Genomic DNA, 17,390 nt, shown 5'->3' on the forward strand with positions numbered 1-17,390 from the left:
CCGCCCCGGACCCCTTTCCGTGCGCAGCACATTCCAGCCCCGCCGGCGTTTGAGGCGCGGGGGTCTGGGGGCGGAGCCCCCAGGAAACCCCGGCCCGCCGTCACGACAACCCCTCCGGAGGAGACATGCAGATCGCCGTCCTGCTCTACGACCGTTTCACCGCCCTCGACGCCATCGGCCCCTACGAGACCCTCAGCCGGCTCGACGGTGCCGAGACCGTCTTCGTCGCGGAGCGTCCCGGGCCGGTGCGCACCGACAACGGCGCGGCCGTCCTCGTCGCCGAGAAGGCGCTCGACGAGGTGACCCGCCCCGACATCGTCATCGTCCCCGGCGGCCCGCACCCCGAGATCGAGATGAAGAACCCCGCGGTCCTCGACTGGCTGCGCGCCGTCGACGCCACCACCACCTGGACCACGTCCGTCTGCACCGGCTCGCTGCTCCTCGCCGCCGCCGGCCTCCTCGAAGGGCGCCGGGCGACCAGCCACTGGCTCTACCTCGACCACCTGGCCCCCTTCGGCGCCGAGCCGACCGGGGAGCGGGTCGTCTTCGACGGGAAGTACGTCACCGCCGCCGGGGTCTCCTCCGGGCTGGACATGGGGCTCGGACTGCTCGGCCGGATCGCGGGGGACCAGTACGCGCAGACCGTGCAGCTGATGTGCGAGTACGACCCCCAGCCGCCCTACGACGCGGGTTCCCCGGACAAGGCCCCGGCCGAGATCGTGGCCCGGCTGCGCGCCGCTAGTCCCGTGACGGAGCGGGGCGCCAGCTGAAGTCGGGCTGCCGGCGTTCCAGGAAGGCGGCGACACCCTCGGCGGTGTCGCCGCTCGCGGCGGCCTGTGCGCTCCAGTACGCGTCCCGGTCGGTGCGGCCGTCCGCGAACTCCTTCGCCGCGGCCTGGGTCAGCCGTGACCGGGTGGTCAGGATCCGGGTGAACTCCGCCACCCGCCCGTCCAGCCGGCCGGCCGGCAGCAGCTCGTTCAGGAATCCGGCGCGCAGGGCGGTGTCCGCCCCGATCAGCTCCGCCGCGAACAGCAGGTACTTGGCCCACGCCGGGCCGACCAGCGAGGCCAGCCGCCGGGTGGAGGACGCCGGGTAGACGATGCCCAGCTTCGCCGGGGTCACCCCGAACCGGGCCCCCTCCTCCGCGAACCGCAGGTCGCACGCCGCCGCCAGCTGGCTGCCGCCGCCCACGCAGAAGCCGCGGATCGCCGCCACCGTCGGCTTGGGGAACGCGGCCAGGGCCTCCTCCGCCGCCACGGCCAGGGCCTGCGGGTCCTCGTCCCCCTTGAGGGAGGAGATGTCGGCGCCCGCGCAGAAGGTGGCGCCGGCCCCGGTCAGGACCAGCACCCGGACGGCCGGGTCGGCGGCCAGCGGCGGGAGCAGCTCCGGCAGGGCCCGCCACATCGCGGCCGTCATCGCGTTGCGTTTGGCGGGGTGGGAGACGGTGACCGTGGCGATCCCGTCGGCGACCGAGGTGAGCAGGGTCGCTTCCCCGGCCGTGTCCATGGCTGCGTCCATGCGCCGGATGCTATCCCGGGGCGACGATCCTATGATCAAGGGGACTCCGTCCCCGGGGGGTGCGAGGAGGTGGCACGCCCATGGGCGCCGACCGCGGTGAGCAGCAGCAGGACAAGAGCAGGCTGAACCGCAGCTTCGGGCTGCTGGCCCTGCTCGGGGTGGTCCTCGTACTGGCCGGGCTGGTGGGCCTGGTCTACGCCGGGGTGGCCACCCTGACCTCGATGTTCCTCTTCGGCTGGCTGCTGCTGCTCGGCGGCGTGGTGGGCCTGGTGCAGGCCGTGCAGTCCCGCAAGAGCAACTACTTCTGGCTGGCCGTGATCGTCGCCGCGGTCAACCTCGCCGCCGGGTTCGTGATCCTGCGCCGTCCCGAGGCGAGCGCCGAGGCGCTGACCATGTTCGCGGCGCTCCTCTTCCTCACCGGCGGGGTGTTCCGCCTCGCGGGCTCCCTGGTGGTGCGGGGGTCCAACTTCGGTCTCTCGCTCGTCCAGGGGGCCTTCGGCGTCCTGCTCGGCGTGCTGATCCTCTGGGGGTGGCCCGGCAGCAGCCTGTACGTGATCGGGACCTTCTTCTCCCTCGCCCTGCTGTTCGACGGGCTGAGCCTGATCGCGGTGGGCATGGGGGCCCGGCGGATCCTCGGCCTGGTCAAGGACGACCCGGGGACGGGCGGAGGGAAAGACGAGGCAGCCGCTGCCAAGCGGAGCGCACGGGATCAGGAACAGTCCAACAACTGACTCCGTCATACGCCGCCGGTCAGAAAGTGTCCGATTGCTGCTGACTTCTGGTCAGCGGCGCGGTCCGGACCAGGCTGCTCGCCACTCTTGACGCGTGGAGACGATCGAGCGTGAAGACGGGGGCCGGAAGATGGACGACAGCGGGAGCATCCCGCAGGCCAGGGGGGGTGAGGCGGCGGCTCCGGCCGACCCCCTCACGTACGAGGGGGTGTGGCGCTTCACCGCGCCGGCGGTAGAAGAATCCGTTCCGCAGGCCCGCCGGGCGGTCCGCGACCTACTCGGCCGCCAGGGGGTGCCGGCCACGCAGGACCTCGTGTACTCCCTGCTGCTGATCGTCTCCGAGCTGGTGACGAACTCGGTCCGGCACGCCGCCCTGCTCTCCCCGGAGGTGGCCGTCGAGGTGGCGGTGGGCCGGGAGTGGGTGCGGGTGGCCGTCGAGGACGACCACCCGTACCGGCCCAAGGCCCTGGAGGCCGACTTCGGCCAGACCGGCGGCCGGGGCCTGCTGCTGGTCCGGGAGGTCACCCTGGAGGCCGGCGGGGTGTGCGACGTCGAGCACACCTCCACCGGCGGCAAGGTGATCTGGGCGGCCCTGCCGCTCCAGGCCCCGGCCCGCCCCCTCTGAACCCCGTCCCCACCCCGCCCCCTACCTGAACGGCGTAGCGGCTACCAGCCGGCCGCGTCGCCGGTCAGCTCGCGGATCGCGGGACGCGCCGCGTCGAGCACCGTCATGAACCAGGCCGAGAACGGCACCTCCGCGTGCCGCTTCGCCAGCTCCTCGGCCGTGACGAAGGCGGTGTCCCCGACCTCCTCCGGATCCGGGTCCAGAGAGGCCTGGGCAAGTCCCACGAACAGGTGGTTGTACTCCTGCTCCACCAGGCCCGACGCGGGGTCCGGGTGGTTGTAGCGCACCGTCCCCGCCTCCGCGAGCAGCGAGGGCGACAGGCCGAGCTCCTCGTGGGTGCGCCGGGCCGCCGCCGCGAACGGGGACTCGCCGGGGTAGGGGTGGCCGCAGCAGGTGTTCGACCAGACGCCGGGGGAGTGGTACTTCCCGAGGGCGCGCTGCTGGAGCAGCAGCCGGCCCTGCTCGTCGAAGAGGAACACGGAGAACGCCCGGTGCAGCAGACCGGGGGCCTGATGCGCGGAGAGCTTCTCCGCCGTGCCGATGGTGTTGCCGGACTCGTCGACCAGTTCGAGCATGATCGATTCTTGAGAGCCGGTGCCGGCGGACGCGCTGCTGTTGGCGTCAGTGGCTGATGTGGTCGGCATACCCATCCTTCGCTTCGGACTTCGGTCTTCAGTCTGCCGTACAAAAGAGGCTTGTCCCCACTTCGGCCATCCGCGCATGTCCGCCCCCCGCCGCGTGATAAACGGCGGAGGGCGGACGAGCTGTCAGCGCATCAGATCCCGAACGGGGCCGGATACCCGATCGTGCCCGCCGGCACCGGAACGGAATCGTCCAGCACCAGCGCCATCATCGCCTCGTCGGGCACCTCGAAGGGCGGCCGGATCCCGTAGCGGGACGCCGGGACGAACCCGAAGCGCGGGTAGTACGACGGATGCCCCAGGACCAGCACCAACGACTCCCCGCGCCGCGCGGCGGCCGCGAGCAGCGCCCGGACGACGGCGCTGCCCGCGCCCGAACGCTGCAGGGCGGGGTCGGCCGCCACCGGCGCGAGCGCGAGCGCCGGTACGCCGTCCACCGTGCACCGGGTCAGCAGCGCGTGCGCCGCCACCCTCCCGTCCGGGCCCTCGGCCACGTACGAGAGGCCCGGGAGCCAGGACCCGTCGGCGCGCAGCGCGTCCACGAGATCAGCCTCCAGCGGGGTCTCGAAGGCCGCCAGGTTGACGGCCCGCACGGCCCCGGCGTCGGCGGCGGTCTCCGGCCGGGTCCGCCAGCGGCCCCCGCCCGGGGCTCCGTCCCCGGCGGTCACCGGGGCCAGCACCCAGCTCCGGTAGCCGTACTCGTGCCCGTGCCGCTTCCGTACGGCGAGCTCCTCGCGCACGCCGGCCAGCGCCGCCGCCCGCGCCGGGGTGTCGGCCGTGTACGCAGCGGCCCGCTCGCCGAGCGGCCCGTAGTAGCCGGCCCAGTCGGAGTCCGGCTGGAGGAAGCCGCCCAGCAGCCGGTAGCCGGCCGCCTGGACGGCCGCGGTGTTGCGGGCGGTGGAGCGCAACGGGTACTGCGGGTCCCAGAAGGCCCGGGCCCCGGCCGAGGGCTCGGCGGCGGTCCACTCGCACTCGGTGAGGACGAGCCGGCCGCCGGGCGCGAGCAGCCGCCTCCACTCGGCCAGCGCCCGGTCGAAGCCGAGGACGTAGGCGGATCCCTCCGCCCACACGAGGTCGAAGGAGCCGTCCTCGAAGGGGAGCGCGCCCATGTCGGCGCGCACCGCGCGCAGCCGCCCGTCGAGGCCCCGGGCCGAGGCGGCGGCGCGCAGCTCCTCCAGGAAGGGCTCGTGCAGGTCGACGGCGGTCACCTCGGCGAGGCCCGCCCCGCCCGCCTCGGCGGCGAGCAGCAGGGCGCTGCGGCCCGGACCGCAGCCGACGTCGAGGACGCGCGGCCGCTCGGGCAGCGGCCCGCACAGGGACAGCAGGTGCCGGGTGGAGGTGTCGGAGCCGGGGGCCTGCCGGGGCAGCCCTCGGTGCAGCTCCATGAAGGCCGCGAAGACCTCGTCGTCGGAGCTGTCGTGATCGGTGGTGGTGCTGGTGTTGTCGGTCAACGTGAACCCTTGAACGGGGGCTCCGGCCGACGGGGCCTGTCGCTGTGTGCGAGAAAGAGGATCAGACCCGGCCGGACGCCCGGGAAGACGGGGAGATGTACCGGAGTTCGCTGCGCACGGCAGCGATCGCTGCGACGGTCATCAATCCACCTCTTCCACGTTCCGAGTCGGCGTCCACCTTAACATCCGCTCTCAAACCGGACGGATGGGGGCCGAACGGCTGATGAATGCCGCCTTCCATTCATCCGATAGCCTCTGCCGACAGCCGCTGCCCCCGTGCCGCCGCGCTTTCTGCCGCCGCCCACGAGGCGCCCGCCCGGAATGTTCGTTGCAAGGAGTGAGTTCGTCTGTCGACCGTCATCCTCACCGGCCTGCCGGTCCCCGGATCACCGCTTGAAGACGAGCTCCGTCTCCTCGGGTTCGACGTCCGCCCGGTCCCCGCTCCCGAAGACACCGCCGCGGCCCTGGCCGGCGTGCCGGCCGGGGAGCGGGTGGCCGTCGTCGACGCGGGCTTCGTCGGGCACGCGCACGCGCTGCGCCTCGCGCTGACCGACCCGCGTTTCGACGCCTGCGCCGTGACCGGCGCCTTCGCCGTCCAGGCCGGGGCCCGCGCGGCCCTGGAGCGGGCCGCAGAGCCTTCCCCGGACGGCGAGGGCCCGTACCCGGACCGGCTCGCCGCCGCCGTCGAGGCCGCCGGGACCGCCGTGCAGTGGCCCGAGCTCGGCACCCTGGTCGCCGCCGTCCCCTCGACCGGGGCGGAGCGCGCCGAGGCGCTGGCCGCCGTCGCCGCCGTGGACGACGAGGCGGTCCGGCTGCGCACCGCCGTGAAGTCCCGCGACGGGTTCTTCACCACCTTCTTCATCAGCCCGTACTCGCGCTACATCGCCCGCTGGTGCGCGCGCCGGGGGCTGACCCCGAACCAGGTCACCACCGCCTCCCTGCTGACCGCGCTGATCGCGGCGGGCTGCGCGGCCACCGGCGAGCGCTGGGGGTACGTCACCGCCGGCGTGCTGCTGCTCGTCTCCTTCGTCCTGGACTGCACGGACGGGCAGCTCGCCCGCTACTCGCTCCAGTACTCGACGCTGGGCGCCTGGCTGGACGCCACCTTCGACCGGGCCAAGGAGTACTCCTTCTACGCGGGGCTCGCGCTGGGCGCGGCCCGGGGCGGCGACGACGTCTGGGCGCTGGCGCTCGGCTCGATGATCCTGATGACCTGCCGGCACGTGGTGGACTTCTCCTTCAACGAGGCCAACGTCGACGCCACCGCCGCGGGCAAGTCCGTCACCGGCAGCCCCACGGCCGCCCTCTCCACCCGCCTCGACAGCGTCGGCTGGACGGTCTGGGTCCGGCGGATGATCATCCTGCCGATCGGTGAGCGCTGGGCGATGATCGCGGTCCTCACCGCGGCGACCACCCCCCGGATCGTCTTCTACGCCCTGCTGATCGGCTGCGCCTTCGGCGCGCTGTACACCACGGCCGGCCGCGTCCTGCGCTCGGTGACGCGCAGGGCCGAGCGCACCGACCGGGCCGCGCGGGCCCTGGCCGACCTCGCCGACTCGGGCCCGCTCGCCGGGCTGGTCGCCTCCCACCCGCTGCGCACCCTGCGCCTGCCCTTCGCCGTGCTGGGCGCGGTCGTGCTGGTCGGCGCCGCCTGGTACGAGCCCTACGGCAGCCTGATGGTCGTCTTCGCCGCCCTGCTGTACGTCCTGCTCAGCGGTGACGCCGTGGGCGCCCCGCTGCGCGGCCCGCTGGACTGGCTGCTGCCCCCGCTGTTCCGGGCCGCCGAGTACACGACCGTGCTCCTCCTCGCCGTCAAGGCGGACGTCCCCGGGGCCCTTCCGGCCGCATTCGGACTGGTCGCGGCGGTCGCCTACCATCACTACGACACCGTCTACCGCATCCGCGGTGGCTCGGGCGCCCCGCCGCGCTGGCTGGTGCGGACGACGGGCGGCCACGAGGGCAGGGTCCTGCTGACCGCGGCCTTGGCCGCCGTCGTCGCCCGTGACGCGTTCCCCGTCGCGCTCACGGCCCTGGCCGTGTTCGTGGCTCTGGTGGTGCTCGTGGAGAGCATCCGCTTCTGGGTCTCCGCCGGAGCACCCGCCGTACACGACGAAGGAGAACCCGCATGATCGGCCTTGTACTCGCTGCCGGTGCCGGACGCCGTCTGCGTCCCTACACCGACACCCTGCCCAAGGCGCTCGTGCCCGTCGGCCCCGAGGGGCGGGAGGACAGCCTGACCGTCCTCGACCTGACCCTGGGCAACTTCGCCGAGGTCGGCCTCACCGAGGTCGCCATCGTCGTCGGCTACCGCAAGGAGGCCGTGTACGAGCGCCGCGAGGCCCTGGAGGCCAAGTACGGGGTCAAGATCACGCTGATCGACAACGACAAGGCCGAGGAGTGGAACAACGCCTACTCCCTGTGGTGCGCGCGTGAGGTCCTCAAGCAGGGCGTGATCCTCGCCAACGGCGACACCGTCCACCCGGTCTCCGTCGAGAAGACCCTCCTCGCCGCCCGCGGCAACGGCCAGAAGATCATCCTCGCCCTCGACACGGTCAAGAACCTGGCCGACGAGGAGATGAAGGTCGTGGTCGACGGCGCCGAGGGCGTGCGGAAGATCACGAAGCTGATGGAGCCGTCCGACGCGACCGGCGAGTACATCGGCGTCACCCTCATCGAGCCCGAGGCCGCCGAGCAGCTGGCCGAGGCCCTGAAGACCACCTTCGAGCGCGACCCCGACCTCTACTACGAGGACGGCTACCAGCAGCTCGTCAACGACGGCTTCACCATCGACGTCGCCCCCATCGGCGACGTGAAGTGGGTGGAGATCGACAACCACGACGACCTCGCCAAGGGCCGGACGATCGCATGCCAGTACTGACGCGGCTGATCCCCTCGCCGGTCGTCGTCGACATCAGCTGCGGGGCGATGGACAAGCTGGACGGCATCCTCGCCGACCAGCGGATCTCCGCCTCCGGCCGGCTCGCGATCGCGATCAGCGGGGGCTCCGGGCAGGCGCTGCGCGCCCGCCTGGAGCAGGCCCTGCCGCACGCCGACTGGTACCCGGTCGTCGACGGCACCATCGACTCGGCGGTCAAGCTCGCCGACGACATAAAGGGCCGCCGCTACGACGCCGTCGTGGGCCTGGGCGGCGGCAAGATCATCGACGTGGCGAAGTACGCCGCGGCGCGGGTCGGGCTGCCCATGGTGGCCATCGCCACCAACCTCTCCCACGACGGCATCTGCTCCCCGGTGTCCATCCTGGACAACGACAACGGCCGGGGCTCCTACGGGGTGCCCACGCCGATCGCCATGGTCATCGACCTCGACGTGATCCGCGAGGCGCCCACGCGCTTCGTCCGCGCCGGCATCGGCGACGTGATCTCCAACATCTCGGCCATCGCCGACTGGGAGCTCTCGCACAAGATCACCGGCGAGGCCGTGGACGGCCTGGCCGCCGCGATGGCCCGCACGGCCGGCGAGTCCGTGCTGCGCCACCCCGGCGGCTGCGGCGACGACGAGTTCCTCACCGTGCTCTCCGAGGCCCTCGTCCTCTCCGGCATCGCCATGTCGATCAGCGGCGACAGCCGCCCCTCGTCCGGCGCCTGCCACGAGATCAGCCACGCCTTCGACCTGCTCCACCCCGGACGCTCCGCGCTCCACGGCGAGCAGGTCGGCATCGGCGCCGCCTTCGCCATGCACCTGCGCGGCGCCCGCGAGCAGTCCGGGCTCTTCGTCGAGGTGCTGCGCCGCCACGGCCTGCCCGTACTGCCCGAGGAGATCGGGTTCAGCGCCGACGAGTTCGTCGCCGCCGTGGAGTACGCCCCCCAGACCCGCCCGGGACGGTTCACCATCCTGGAGCACCTCAACCTGTCCGCAGCCGAGATCAGGGACGCTTACGCCGACTATGCCCAGACCATCCGTAGCTGAACTGCGCCCCGTCGTTCACCCGGCGGGCGTCAAGGACCGGCGCAGTGGCGAGCACTGGGGCGGCCGCCTCTACATGCGCGAGATCTCCCTGCGCGTCACCCGCCTCCTGGTCACCACCAAGGTCACGCCCAACCAGCTGACCTACGTGATGACCCTGAGCGGCGTCCTGGCCGCGCCGGCCCTGCTGGTGCCGGGCATCTGGGGCGCCGTCCTCGGGGTGCTCGCCGTCCAGGGCTACCTGCTGCTCGACTGCGTCGACGGCGAGGTCGCCCGCTGGAAGAAGCAGTTCTCGCTCTCCGGCGTCTACCTGGACCGAGTCGGCGCCTACCTGTGCGACGCGGCGGTCCTCGTGGGCTTCGGGCTGCGCGCCGCCGACCTGTGGGGCGGCGGCCGGATCGACTGGCTGTGGGCCTTCCTGGGCACCCTCGCGGCGCTCGGCGCGATCCTGATCAAGGCCGAGACCGACCTGGTCGGCGTCGCCCGCCACCAGGCGGGCAAGCCCGTGGTCCAGGAGTCCGCCGCCGAGCCGCGCTCCTCCGGCATGGCCCTGGCCCGGAGGGCCGCCGCCGCGCTGAAGTTCCACCGCCTGGTCCTCGGGATCGAGGCCTCCCTGCTCATCCTGGTGCTGGCGGTCCTCGACCAGGTCCGCGGCGACCTGTTCTTCTCCCGCCTGGGCGTCGCCGTGCTGGCCGGCATCGCGCTGCTCCAGACGGTGCTGCACCTGGTGTCCATCCTCGTGTCGAGCAGGCTGCGGTGAGCGCCCCGCTGCGCGTCGGCGCGGTGATCATCACCATGGGCAACCGCCCCGACGAGCTGAAGGCGCTCCTGGAGTCGGTGGCCCGGCAGGACGGCGACCCCGTCGAGACCGTCGTCGTCGGCCAGGGCGTCGAGCTCACCGGCCTGCCCGAGGACGTACGGACCGTCCACCTCCCGGAGAACCTGGGCATCCCCGGCGGCCGCAACGCCGGCATCGATGCCTTCGGTCCCGGCGGCCGCGACGTGGACGTCCTGCTCTTCCTCGACGACGACGGGCTGCTGGAGCGCTCCGACACCGCCGAGTTGTGCCGGCAGGCCTTCACCGAGGACCCGGAGCTCGGGATCGTCAGCTTCCGGATCGCCGACCCGGACACCGGCGCCACCCAGCGCCGCCACGTGCCCCGGCTGCGCGCCTCGGACCCGATGCGCTCCTCCCGCGTGACCACCTTCCTGGGCGGTGCCAACGCCGTCCGCACGAAGGTCTTCGAGCAGGTCGGCGCCCTGCCGGCCGAGTTCTTCTACGCCCACGAGGAGACCGACCTGGCCTGGCGGGCCCTCGACGCGGGGTGGCTGATCGACTACCGCGCGGACATGGTGCTGCTGCACCCGACGACGGCCCCCTCCCGCCACGCGGTCTACCACCGTATGGTGGCGCGTAACCGGGTATGGCTCGCCCGCCGGAACCTGCCCGCCCCGCTGGTCCCGGTATACCTGGGGGTCTGGCTGGCGCTGACGCTGGTGCGCAGGCCCTCGGCGGCCGCGCTCAAGGCCTGGTTCGGCGGGTTCAAGGAGGGTCTGACCACCCCCTGCGGCCCCCGTCGCCCCATGCGGTGGCGTACGGTCTGGCGGCTGACGCGACTGGGCCGACCGCCTGTCATCTGAGAAGCTCGCGTCTGGGACCATGGGCCCCGACCACGGGTCCGGCGCTCCAGACCCGATGCCCCACCTGCGCATCTGGAAGACGGAAAGTTTCAACTTGTGAGTGACACAACCCCCGACGGCGCCCTCGCCACGAGCAAGCCGCCGTCCGACGACGCGGGGCTGACCCCGGCGCAGCTCGCCGCCAAGTACGGCCTGGCCGTCAGCGGCGCGCGGCCCACCCTGGGCGGTTACGTGCGCCAGCTCTGGGACCGGCGCCACTTCATCATGGCGTTCTCCCGGGCCAAGCTGGTCGCCCAGTACAGCGAGGCGAAGCTCGGCCAGATCTGGCAGGTGGCGACCCCGCTGCTGAACGCGCTGGTCTACTACCTGATCTTCGGCCTGATCATGAACGCGGGCCGCGGCATGGAGAAGGGCGTCTACATCCCCTTCCTGGTGACCGGCATCTTCGTCTTCACGTTCACCCAGAGCTCGCTGATGGCGGGCGTCCGGGCCATCCCCGGCAACCTCGGCCTGGTCCGCGCCCTGCACTTCCCGCGCGCCTCCCTGCCGATCTCCTTCTCGATGCAGCAGCTCCAGCAGCTGCTGTACTCGATGATCGTCGTGCTGATCGTCACGGTCTCCTTCGGCAACTACCCGAGGCTGTCCTGGCTGCTGGTGATCCCGACGCTGGCGCTGCAGTTCGTCTTCAACACCGGCCTCGCGCTGGTCTTCGGTCGGATGGGCTCGAAGACCCCCGACCTCGCGCAGCTGATGCCGTTCATCACCCGCACCTGGATGTACGCCTCGGGCGTCATGTTCTCGATCAGCGGGGCGCTCAAGGACCGGCACGTGCCCGGGTGGGTCACCGACGTGCTCCAGTGGAACCCGGCGGCCATCTACATGGACCTGATCCGGTACGCGCTGATCGACGACTACGGCCGGCACAACCTGCCGCCGCACGTGTGGATCTTCGCCGTGGGCTGGGCCGTGGTGATCGGCCTCGGCGGTTTCGTGTACTTCTGGAAGGCTGAGGAGCGTTACGGCCGTGGCTGAGAACAACCGGGGCAAGGTCCCCACCGTCATCGCCGACGACGTGCACATCGTCTACCGCGTCAACACCGGCAGCTCCGGCAAGGGCAGCGCCACCGCGGCCCTGAGCAAGATCATGCGCCGGGGCAACCGGGACGCGCCCGGTGTCCGCCGGGTGCACGCCGTGCGCGGCGTCTCCTTCACCGCCTACCGCGGCGAGGCCATCGGCCTCATCGGCTCCAACGGCTCCGGCAAGTCCACCCTGCTGCGCGCCATCGCGGGCCTGCTGCCCTGCGAGTCCGGCAAGGTCTACACCGACGGCCAGCCCTCGCTGCTCGGCGTCAACGCCGCCCTGATGAACGACCTCACGGGCGAGCGCAACGTGGTCCTCGGCGGTCTCGCGATGGGCATGAGCCGCGAGCAGGTCAAGGAGCGCTACCAGGACATCGTCGACTTCTCGGGGATCAACGAGAAGGGCGACTTCATCTCCCTGCCGATGCGCACCTACTCCTCCGGCATGGCGGCCCGCCTGCGGTTCTCCATCGCCGCGGCCAAGGACCACGACGTCCTGATGATCGACGAGGCGCTGGCCACCGGCGACCGCAAGTTCCAGGTCCGCTCCGAGGCGCGCATCCGCGAGCTGCGGGAGAAGGCCGGCACGGTCTTCCTGGTGAGCCACAACAACAACTCGATCCGCGACACCTGCAGCCGGGTGCTGTGGCTGGAGAAGGGCGAGCTCCTCATGGACGGGCCCACCGAAGAGGTCGTCGCGGCGTACGAGAAGGCCAGCAGCCACTGAGCCGCCCCCGCGCCGCACCGCCGGGCCCCTGCCGCACCTCGCGGCGGGGGCCTCGGCATGCGGCCGACATTCCGGGCACGGGGGCCACCCGATAGGCCCCCGCGGTGTTGTACAGCGTAAGCTGGACCAGTTCTCAATCGCGCCAAGAGGGGACGATTCCCCGCAGCCGGTTCGCCCGGGATACTCCCCGGTAAACTCCGCGGCGTGTCCGAAATGGGATGACTTGGGTCGGCAGTGTAGAACGGGAGACGTGACGGCAATGGCTACGGGAATTCTGCGGCCCCCAGGCACAGCGGCCGTCCCGGCCCCGGGCGGCGGGCGGTGACCCCCGGGCACGGCCTCCGCCCCCCGTCGGCCCCGGCCCCCGGCGCAGCCGCCGGCGCCACCCTCGCCAAGGCCTCCTCGGAGAACTTCCCCGTCGCCCCGGCCTTCCTGCCCCGCGCCTGGCGCCAGGGCCTCATGGCCGTCTACGGGTTCGCCCGCCTCGTCGACGACATCGGCGACGGCGACCTCGCCCCGGGCGGCCGCGACGCCGTCCTCCTCGGCCTCGACCCCGCCGCCGCCGACGACCGCCCCGCGATGCTCGACGCCCTGGAGGCCGACCTCCTGCGCGTCTTCGGCGGCACCGACGGCCCCCCGCGCCACCCCCTGCTGCTCGCCCTCCAGCCCGTGGCCCGCGAGCACCGCCTCAGCCCCGCGCACTTCCTCGGGCTCATCGAGGCCAACCGCCGGGACCAGCGCGTCGCGCGCTACGCCACGTACGGCGAACTCCTCGCCTACTGCGAGCTCTCCGCCAACACCGTCGGCCGACTCGTGCTGGAACTGACGGGCACCGGTACCCCCGAGCGGATCCGCCGCTCCGACGCCGTCTGCACCGCCCTGCAGATCGCCGAACACCTCCAGGACGTCGCCGAGGACCTCGGCCGGGACCGGATCTACCTCCCGGCCGAGGACATGCGGCGCTTCCACGTCACCGAGGCCGACCTCGGGGCCCGCTCCGCCGGAGCCTCCGTGCGCGCCCTCATCGCCTTCGAGGCGGAGCGCGCGCAGGGGCTGCTGGACGAGGGCCTCCCGCTCGTGGGCAGCGTCCACGGCCGGCTGCGGCTGCTGCTCGCGGGGTTCGTCGGAGGAGGGCGGGCCGCCCTGCGGGCCGTCTCGGCCGCCGGCTTCGACGTCCTGCCCGGCCCGCCCAAGCCCACCCGCGGCCTCCTCCTGCGCGAGGTGGCCGCCGTCCTGCGCACCGCGCCGAGAAAGGGGTGAGCCCCACCGTGGAGGGCCTCCACCACGCGTCCGCTCCGTCCGCCCCGGTCCTCGCCGCCTACAGCTACTGCGAGGCCGTGACCGGAACCCAGGCACGCAACTTCGCGTACGGCATCCGGCTGCTGCCCACCGACAAGCGGCAGGCGATGTCCGCCCTGTACGCCTTCTCCCGGCGCGTCGACGACATCGGCGACGGCACCCTCCCGCCCGAGGCCAAACTGGCCCGCCTGGAGGAGACCCGCGCCCTGCTCGGCCGGATCCGCGCCGAGGAGATCGACGAGGACGACACCGACCCGGTCGCCGTCGCCCTCGCGCACGCCGCACGCCGCTTCCCCATCCCGCTCGGCGGCCTCGACGAACTGATCGACGGGGTCCTGATGGACGTCCGCGGCCAGGAGTACGAGACCTGGGACGACCTCAAGACCTACTGCCGCTGCGTCGCCGGCGCCATCGGCCGGCTCTCGCTCGGCGTGTTCGGCACCGTCGGCCCCGGCGAGCACGCCGCGGAGTACGCCGACACCCTCGGCCTCGCCCTCCAGCTCACCAACATCCTCCGCGACGTCCGCGAGGACGCCGGCAACGGCCGCACCTACCTGCCCGCCGAGGACCTCGCCAAGTTCGGCTGCTCCGACGGCTTCGGCACCGGCCGCCTCCCGGCCGGCTCCGACTTCCCGGGCCTGGTCCACCACGAGGTGCGGCGCGCCCGCGCCCTGTTCACCGAGGGCTACCGGCTGCTGCCGATGCTCGACCGGCGCAGCGGCGCCTGCGTGGCCGCCATGGCCGGCATCTACCGGCGCCTGCTGGACCGCATCGAACGCGAACCGGGAGCCGTCCTGCGCGGCCGCGTCTCGCTGCCGCCCCACGAGAAGGCGTACGTGGCCGTCCGCGGCCTCTCCGGCCTCGACGCCCGCACCGTCTCCCGCCAGCGCGCCCGGAGGCGCACCTGATGCCCGCGACCACGCCCCCGGCCCGGGCCGGCGCCCCGGCGCGCCGAGCCCGTCACACCGGCCCGGCGCAGGCAACCATGCGGGGCGGGGTCGCGTCTGACGGTGCGGGCCGCACGGCACCCTCCGGCCCGGCGGGCCGGACCCGTACGAAGACACACCCGGGCCCGGCGGGCCCGCGCACCACCCCGGAGGGCTCATGACCGGCAGCACCACCCGCGGCGACGGCCGCGCCGTCGTCGTCGGCGGCGGGCTCGCCGGAGTCACCGCCGCCCTCGAACTCGCCGACGCCGGACTGCGGGTCACCCTCCTCGAAGGACGCCCCCGCCTCGGCGGCCTCGCCTTCTCCTTCAAGCGCGGCGACCTGACCGTCGACAACGGCCAGCACGTCTACCTGCGCTGCTGCACCGCCTACCGGTGGTTCCTCGACCGCGTCGACGGCGCCGCCCTCGCCCCGCTCCAGGACCGCCTCGACGTCCCCGTCCTCGACGTCGCCCACCCCGCCGGACCGCGCCTGGGCCGGCTGCGCCGCAGCGCCCTGCCCGTCCCGCTGCACCTCGCCGCCTCCCTGGCCCGCTACCCCCACCTCTCCCTCGCCGAACGGGTGAGCGTCGGCCGCGCCGCCCTCGCCCTGCGCCGCCTCGACCCCGCCGACCCGGCCCTCGACGGCCTCGACTTCGGCACCTGGCTCGCCCGCTACGGCCAGTCCCCGCGCACCGTCGAGGCCCTGTGGGACCTCGTCGGCATCGCCACCCTCAACGCCACCGCCGGGCAGTGCTCCCTGGGCCTGGCCGCCATGGTCTTCAAGACCGGCCTGCTCTCCGAGAACGGCGCCGCCGACATCGGCTGGGCCCGCGTCCCGCTCGGCGAGCTCCACGACACCCTCGCCCGCAAGGCCCTCGACTCCGCCGGAGTCCGCACCGAGCTGCGCACCCGCGTCACCGGGATCTCCCGCACCGCCGAAGGGGACTGGCGGGTCGACACCGACGGCGAGTCCCTCGACGCCGGCACCGTCGTCCTCGCCGTCCCGCAGCGCGAGGCCCACGGCCTGCTGCCCGCCGGCGCGCTCGCCGACCCCGACAAGCTCCTCGACATCGGCACCGCCCCCATCCTCAACGTCCACGTCGTCTACGACCGCAAGGTGCTCCGGCAGCCCTTCTTCGCCGCCCTCGGCACCCCCGTCCAGTGGGTCTTCGACCGCACCGACTCCTCCGGGCTCACCGACGGCGGCCAGTACCTCGCCGTGTCCCAGTCCGCCGCCCAGGACGACATCGACGAGCCCGTCTCCGTCCTGCGCGCCAAGTACCTGCCCGAACTGGAACGGCTGCTGCCCGCCGCCCGGGGCGCGAAGGTACGGGACTTCTTCGTCACCCGCGAACGCACCGCCACCTTCGCCCCCGGCCCCGGCGTCGGCCGGCTGCGCCCGGGCCCCCGGACCGACACGCCGGGGCTCTATCTCGCCGGTGCGTGGACCGCCACCGGCTGGCCCGCGACCATGGAGAGCGCCGTCCGCAGCGGCCTCGGCGCGGCACACGCCGCGCTCGCCGCTCTCGGCCGCCCCCGGGAACATCCTCTGCAGGAGGCGGTATGACGACCACCACGAGCACCACCAGCACAGCACGTACAGGAACCAGAGGAGAGCCAGTGAACCCGGGGAACCCGGCTGTCGAGAACACGGATGCCGGCGCCGGCACGGCCGGAGCGGGAGCCGAGAAGGTGGACACCCTCGCCCTCCTCGAACGCGGCCGCACGCTGTCGACCCCCGTGCTCCGCGCGGCCGTGGACCGGCTCGCGGCGCCCATGGACACCGTCGCCGCCTACCACTTCGGCTGGATCGACGCCGAGGGCAACCCGGCGGACGGCGACGGCGGCAAGGCCGTCCGCCCCGCCCTCGCCCTGCTCTCCGCCGAGGCCGCCGGAGCCGCGGCCGAGGTCGGCGTCCCCGGCGCCGTCGCGGTCGAGCTCGTCCACAACTTCTCCCTGCTGCACGACGACCTGATGGACGGCGACGAGCAGCGCCGCCACCGCGACACGGTGTGGAAGGTCCACGGCCCCGCCCTCGCCATCCTCGTCGGCGACGCCCTCTTCGCCCTCGCCAACGAGGTCCTGCTGGAGCTCGGCACCGTCGAGGCCGGCCGCGCCACCCGCCGGCTGACCACCGCCAGCCGCAAGCTCATCGACGGCCAGGCGCAGGACATCTCCTACGAGCACCGCGAGCGCGTCAGCGTTCAGGAATGCCTGGAGATGGAGGGGAACAAGACCGGAGCCCTGCTCGCGTGCGCCGTCTCCATCGGCGCCGTCCTCGGCGGCGCCGACGACCGCACCGCCGACAAGCTGGAGGAGTACGGCTACCACCTCGGCCTCGCCTTCCAGGCCGTCGACGACCTCCTCGGCATCTGGGGCGACCCCGAGTCCACCGGCAAGCAGACCTGGAGCGACCTGCGCCAGCGCAAGAAGTCCCTGCCGGTCGTCGCGGCCCTCGCAGCGGGCGGACCCGCATGTGAGGAGCTCGCCAGGCTGCTCGCGGCCGACGCCAAGAGCAACGACTTCGAGAACTTCTCCGAGGAGGAGTTCGCCCACCGCGCCTCCCTCATCGAGGCCGCCGGCGGCCGCCAGTGGACGGCCGACGAGGCGCGCCGCCAGCACGCGATCGCCGTACGGGCGCTCGACGACGTGGACATGCCGCAGCGGGTGCGGGAGCAGCTCGTCGCCCTCGCCGACTTCGTCGTCGTGCGCAAGAGGTGATCTCCGCCCGAAAGTGGATATGAATCGCGAGTCGCCGGCCGGGGACCCCTCCTAGGGACGCCCCGGCCGACGGCAGACCCGGGAACAGCCGAAGCACTGTTAC

18 protein-coding genes are annotated in these 17,390 nt (G+C 73.1%); 14 read left to right on the forward strand and 4 right to left on the reverse strand.

Annotated features, from left to right (window positions below; translation table 11 throughout):
* Positions 1–125: 125 nt before the first annotated feature.
* Complete coding sequence (locus tag AB0O29_RS17025) at positions 126–770, forward strand: DJ-1/PfpI family protein (RefSeq protein WP_365152359.1); 645 nt, start codon at positions 126–128, stop codon at positions 768–770.
* On the opposite strand, the gene AB0O29_RS17030 is transcribed toward AB0O29_RS17025, so the two are convergent.
* Entirely contained in the window at positions 739–1,518 is a 780-nt protein-coding gene (locus AB0O29_RS17030; RefSeq protein WP_365152361.1) for an enoyl-CoA hydratase/isomerase family protein, read from the reverse strand. The genes AB0O29_RS17025 and AB0O29_RS17030 overlap by 32 nt on opposite strands.
* An 80-nt stretch (positions 1,519–1,598) precedes the next feature.
* Here AB0O29_RS17030 and AB0O29_RS17035 point away from each other — a divergent pair, with 80 nt between their 5' ends.
* Both AB0O29_RS17035 and AB0O29_RS17040 read left to right on the forward strand, forming a co-directional pair.
* Positions 1,599–2,249 (forward strand): DUF308 domain-containing protein, encoded by a 651-nt coding sequence (locus AB0O29_RS17035; protein ID WP_365152363.1) that lies wholly within the window; start codon positions 1,599–1,601, stop codon positions 2,247–2,249.
* A 94-nt stretch (positions 2,250–2,343) separates the two neighbouring features.
* Positions 2,344–2,874 carry an ATP-binding protein gene (locus tag AB0O29_RS17040; RefSeq protein ID WP_365152365.1) on the forward strand — a complete coding sequence of 177 codons (531 nt, stop codon included), beginning with the start codon at positions 2,344–2,346 and terminating at the stop codon, positions 2,872–2,874.
* Positions 2,875–2,915: 41 nt separating this feature from the next.
* Here the strand turns inward: AB0O29_RS17040 and idi are convergent, their stop codons facing one another.
* The 3 genes from idi to AB0O29_RS17055 form a co-directional block, all read right to left on the reverse strand.
* Positions 2,916–3,518, reverse strand: a complete 603-nt coding sequence (idi, locus tag AB0O29_RS17045) for an isopentenyl-diphosphate Delta-isomerase (RefSeq protein WP_365152367.1) — start codon at positions 3,516–3,518, stop codon at positions 2,916–2,918.
* Positions 3,519–3,649: 131 nt separating this feature from the next.
* Entirely contained in the window at positions 3,650–4,900 is a 1,251-nt protein-coding gene (locus tag AB0O29_RS17050; protein ID WP_365152434.1) for a bifunctional class I SAM-dependent methyltransferase/N-acetyltransferase, read from the reverse strand.
* A gap of 452 nt (positions 4,901–5,352) precedes the next feature.
* Positions 5,353–5,490: a hypothetical protein gene (locus AB0O29_RS17055; protein ID WP_365152369.1), complete on the reverse strand. Its 138-nt coding sequence runs from the start codon at positions 5,488–5,490 to the stop codon at positions 5,353–5,355.
* Between AB0O29_RS17055 and AB0O29_RS17060 the strand changes: the two genes are divergently transcribed.
* The 11 genes from AB0O29_RS17060 (at position 5,458) to AB0O29_RS17110 (ending at position 17,287) form a co-directional block, all read left to right on the forward strand.
* Positions 5,458–7,095, forward strand: coding sequence for a DUF5941 domain-containing protein (locus tag AB0O29_RS17060; protein WP_365152371.1), 1,638 nt, complete (start codon positions 5,458–5,460; stop codon positions 7,093–7,095). The two genes, AB0O29_RS17055 and AB0O29_RS17060, sit on opposite strands and share 33 nt — an antisense overlap.
* Complete coding sequence (locus tag AB0O29_RS17065) at positions 7,092–7,844, forward strand: phosphocholine cytidylyltransferase family protein (protein WP_365152373.1); 753 nt, start codon at positions 7,092–7,094, stop codon at positions 7,842–7,844. The genes AB0O29_RS17060 and AB0O29_RS17065 overlap by 4 nt, the downstream gene beginning before the upstream one ends.
* Positions 7,832–8,893: an iron-containing alcohol dehydrogenase family protein gene (locus tag AB0O29_RS17070; protein WP_365152375.1), complete on the forward strand. Its 1,062-nt coding sequence runs from the start codon at positions 7,832–7,834 to the stop codon at positions 8,891–8,893. Before AB0O29_RS17065 ends, AB0O29_RS17070 begins: the two co-directional genes overlap by 13 nt.
* Positions 8,871–9,650 (forward strand): CDP-alcohol phosphatidyltransferase family protein, encoded by a 780-nt coding sequence (locus AB0O29_RS17075; protein WP_365152377.1) that lies wholly within the window; start codon positions 8,871–8,873, stop codon positions 9,648–9,650. The genes AB0O29_RS17070 and AB0O29_RS17075 overlap by 23 nt, the downstream gene beginning before the upstream one ends.
* On the forward strand, positions 9,647–10,531 hold the full coding sequence (locus AB0O29_RS17080; protein ID WP_365152379.1) for a glycosyltransferase: 885 nt from the start codon (positions 9,647–9,649) through the stop codon (positions 10,529–10,531). Before AB0O29_RS17075 ends, AB0O29_RS17080 begins: the two co-directional genes overlap by 4 nt.
* Before the next feature lie 96 nt (positions 10,532–10,627).
* Positions 10,628–11,563: an ABC transporter permease gene (locus tag AB0O29_RS17085; protein ID WP_365152381.1), complete on the forward strand. Its 936-nt coding sequence runs from the start codon at positions 10,628–10,630 to the stop codon at positions 11,561–11,563.
* A complete protein-coding gene (locus AB0O29_RS17090; protein ID WP_365152383.1) occupies positions 11,556–12,338 on the forward strand; it encodes an ABC transporter ATP-binding protein in 783 nt (260 codons plus the stop codon). The genes AB0O29_RS17085 and AB0O29_RS17090 overlap by 8 nt, the downstream gene beginning before the upstream one ends.
* Before the next feature lie 321 nt (positions 12,339–12,659).
* Complete coding sequence (gene hpnC, locus AB0O29_RS17095) at positions 12,660–13,598, forward strand: squalene synthase HpnC (protein ID WP_365152385.1); 939 nt, start codon at positions 12,660–12,662, stop codon at positions 13,596–13,598.
* The gene (hpnD, locus tag AB0O29_RS17100; protein ID WP_365152387.1) at positions 13,595–14,545 is read left to right on the forward strand and encodes a presqualene diphosphate synthase HpnD; all 951 of its coding nucleotides are present in this window, start codon (positions 13,595–13,597) and stop codon (positions 14,543–14,545) included. Before hpnC ends, hpnD begins: the two co-directional genes overlap by 4 nt.
* A gap of 196 nt (positions 14,546–14,741) precedes the next feature.
* Entirely contained in the window at positions 14,742–16,133 is a 1,392-nt protein-coding gene (hpnE, locus tag AB0O29_RS17105) for a hydroxysqualene dehydroxylase HpnE (RefSeq protein WP_365152389.1), read from the forward strand.
* Entirely contained in the window at positions 16,130–17,287 is a 1,158-nt protein-coding gene (locus AB0O29_RS17110; RefSeq protein ID WP_365152391.1) for a polyprenyl synthetase family protein, read from the forward strand. Before hpnE ends, AB0O29_RS17110 begins: the two co-directional genes overlap by 4 nt.
* Positions 17,288–17,390 lie beyond the last annotated feature (103 nt).

It is taken from the genome of Streptomyces sp. NPDC089915, from assembly GCF_040684675.1.
In the GTDB taxonomy this organism is placed as follows: domain Bacteria; phylum Actinomycetota; class Actinomycetes; order Streptomycetales; family Streptomycetaceae; genus Streptomyces.

Coding starts and splice junctions, on each gene's coding strand:
- AB0O29_RS17075 (WP_365152377.1), top strand. CDS start 8,871: ATGCCCAGACCATCCGTAGCTGAACTGCGCCCCGTCGTTCACCCGGCG.
- AB0O29_RS17065 (WP_365152373.1), top strand. CDS start 7,092: ATGATCGGCCTTGTACTCGCTGCCGGTGCCGGACGCCGTCTGCGTCCC.
- idi (WP_365152367.1), bottom strand. CDS start 3,518: ATGCCGACCACATCAGCCACTGACGCCAACAGCAGCGCGTCCGCCGGC.
- AB0O29_RS17110 (WP_365152391.1), top strand. CDS start 16,130: ATGACGACCACCACGAGCACCACCAGCACAGCACGTACAGGAACCAGA.
- AB0O29_RS17035 (WP_365152363.1), top strand. CDS start 1,599: ATGGGCGCCGACCGCGGTGAGCAGCAGCAGGACAAGAGCAGGCTGAAC.
- hpnE (WP_365152389.1), top strand. CDS start 14,742: ATGACCGGCAGCACCACCCGCGGCGACGGCCGCGCCGTCGTCGTCGGC.
- AB0O29_RS17070 (WP_365152375.1), top strand. CDS start 7,832: ATGCCAGTACTGACGCGGCTGATCCCCTCGCCGGTCGTCGTCGACATC.
- AB0O29_RS17030 (WP_365152361.1), bottom strand. CDS start 1,518: ATGGACGCAGCCATGGACACGGCCGGGGAAGCGACCCTGCTCACCTCG.
- AB0O29_RS17025 (WP_365152359.1), top strand. CDS start 126: ATGCAGATCGCCGTCCTGCTCTACGACCGTTTCACCGCCCTCGACGCC.
- AB0O29_RS17050 (WP_365152434.1), bottom strand. CDS start 4,900: ATGGAGCTGCACCGAGGGCTGCCCCGGCAGGCCCCCGGCTCCGACACC.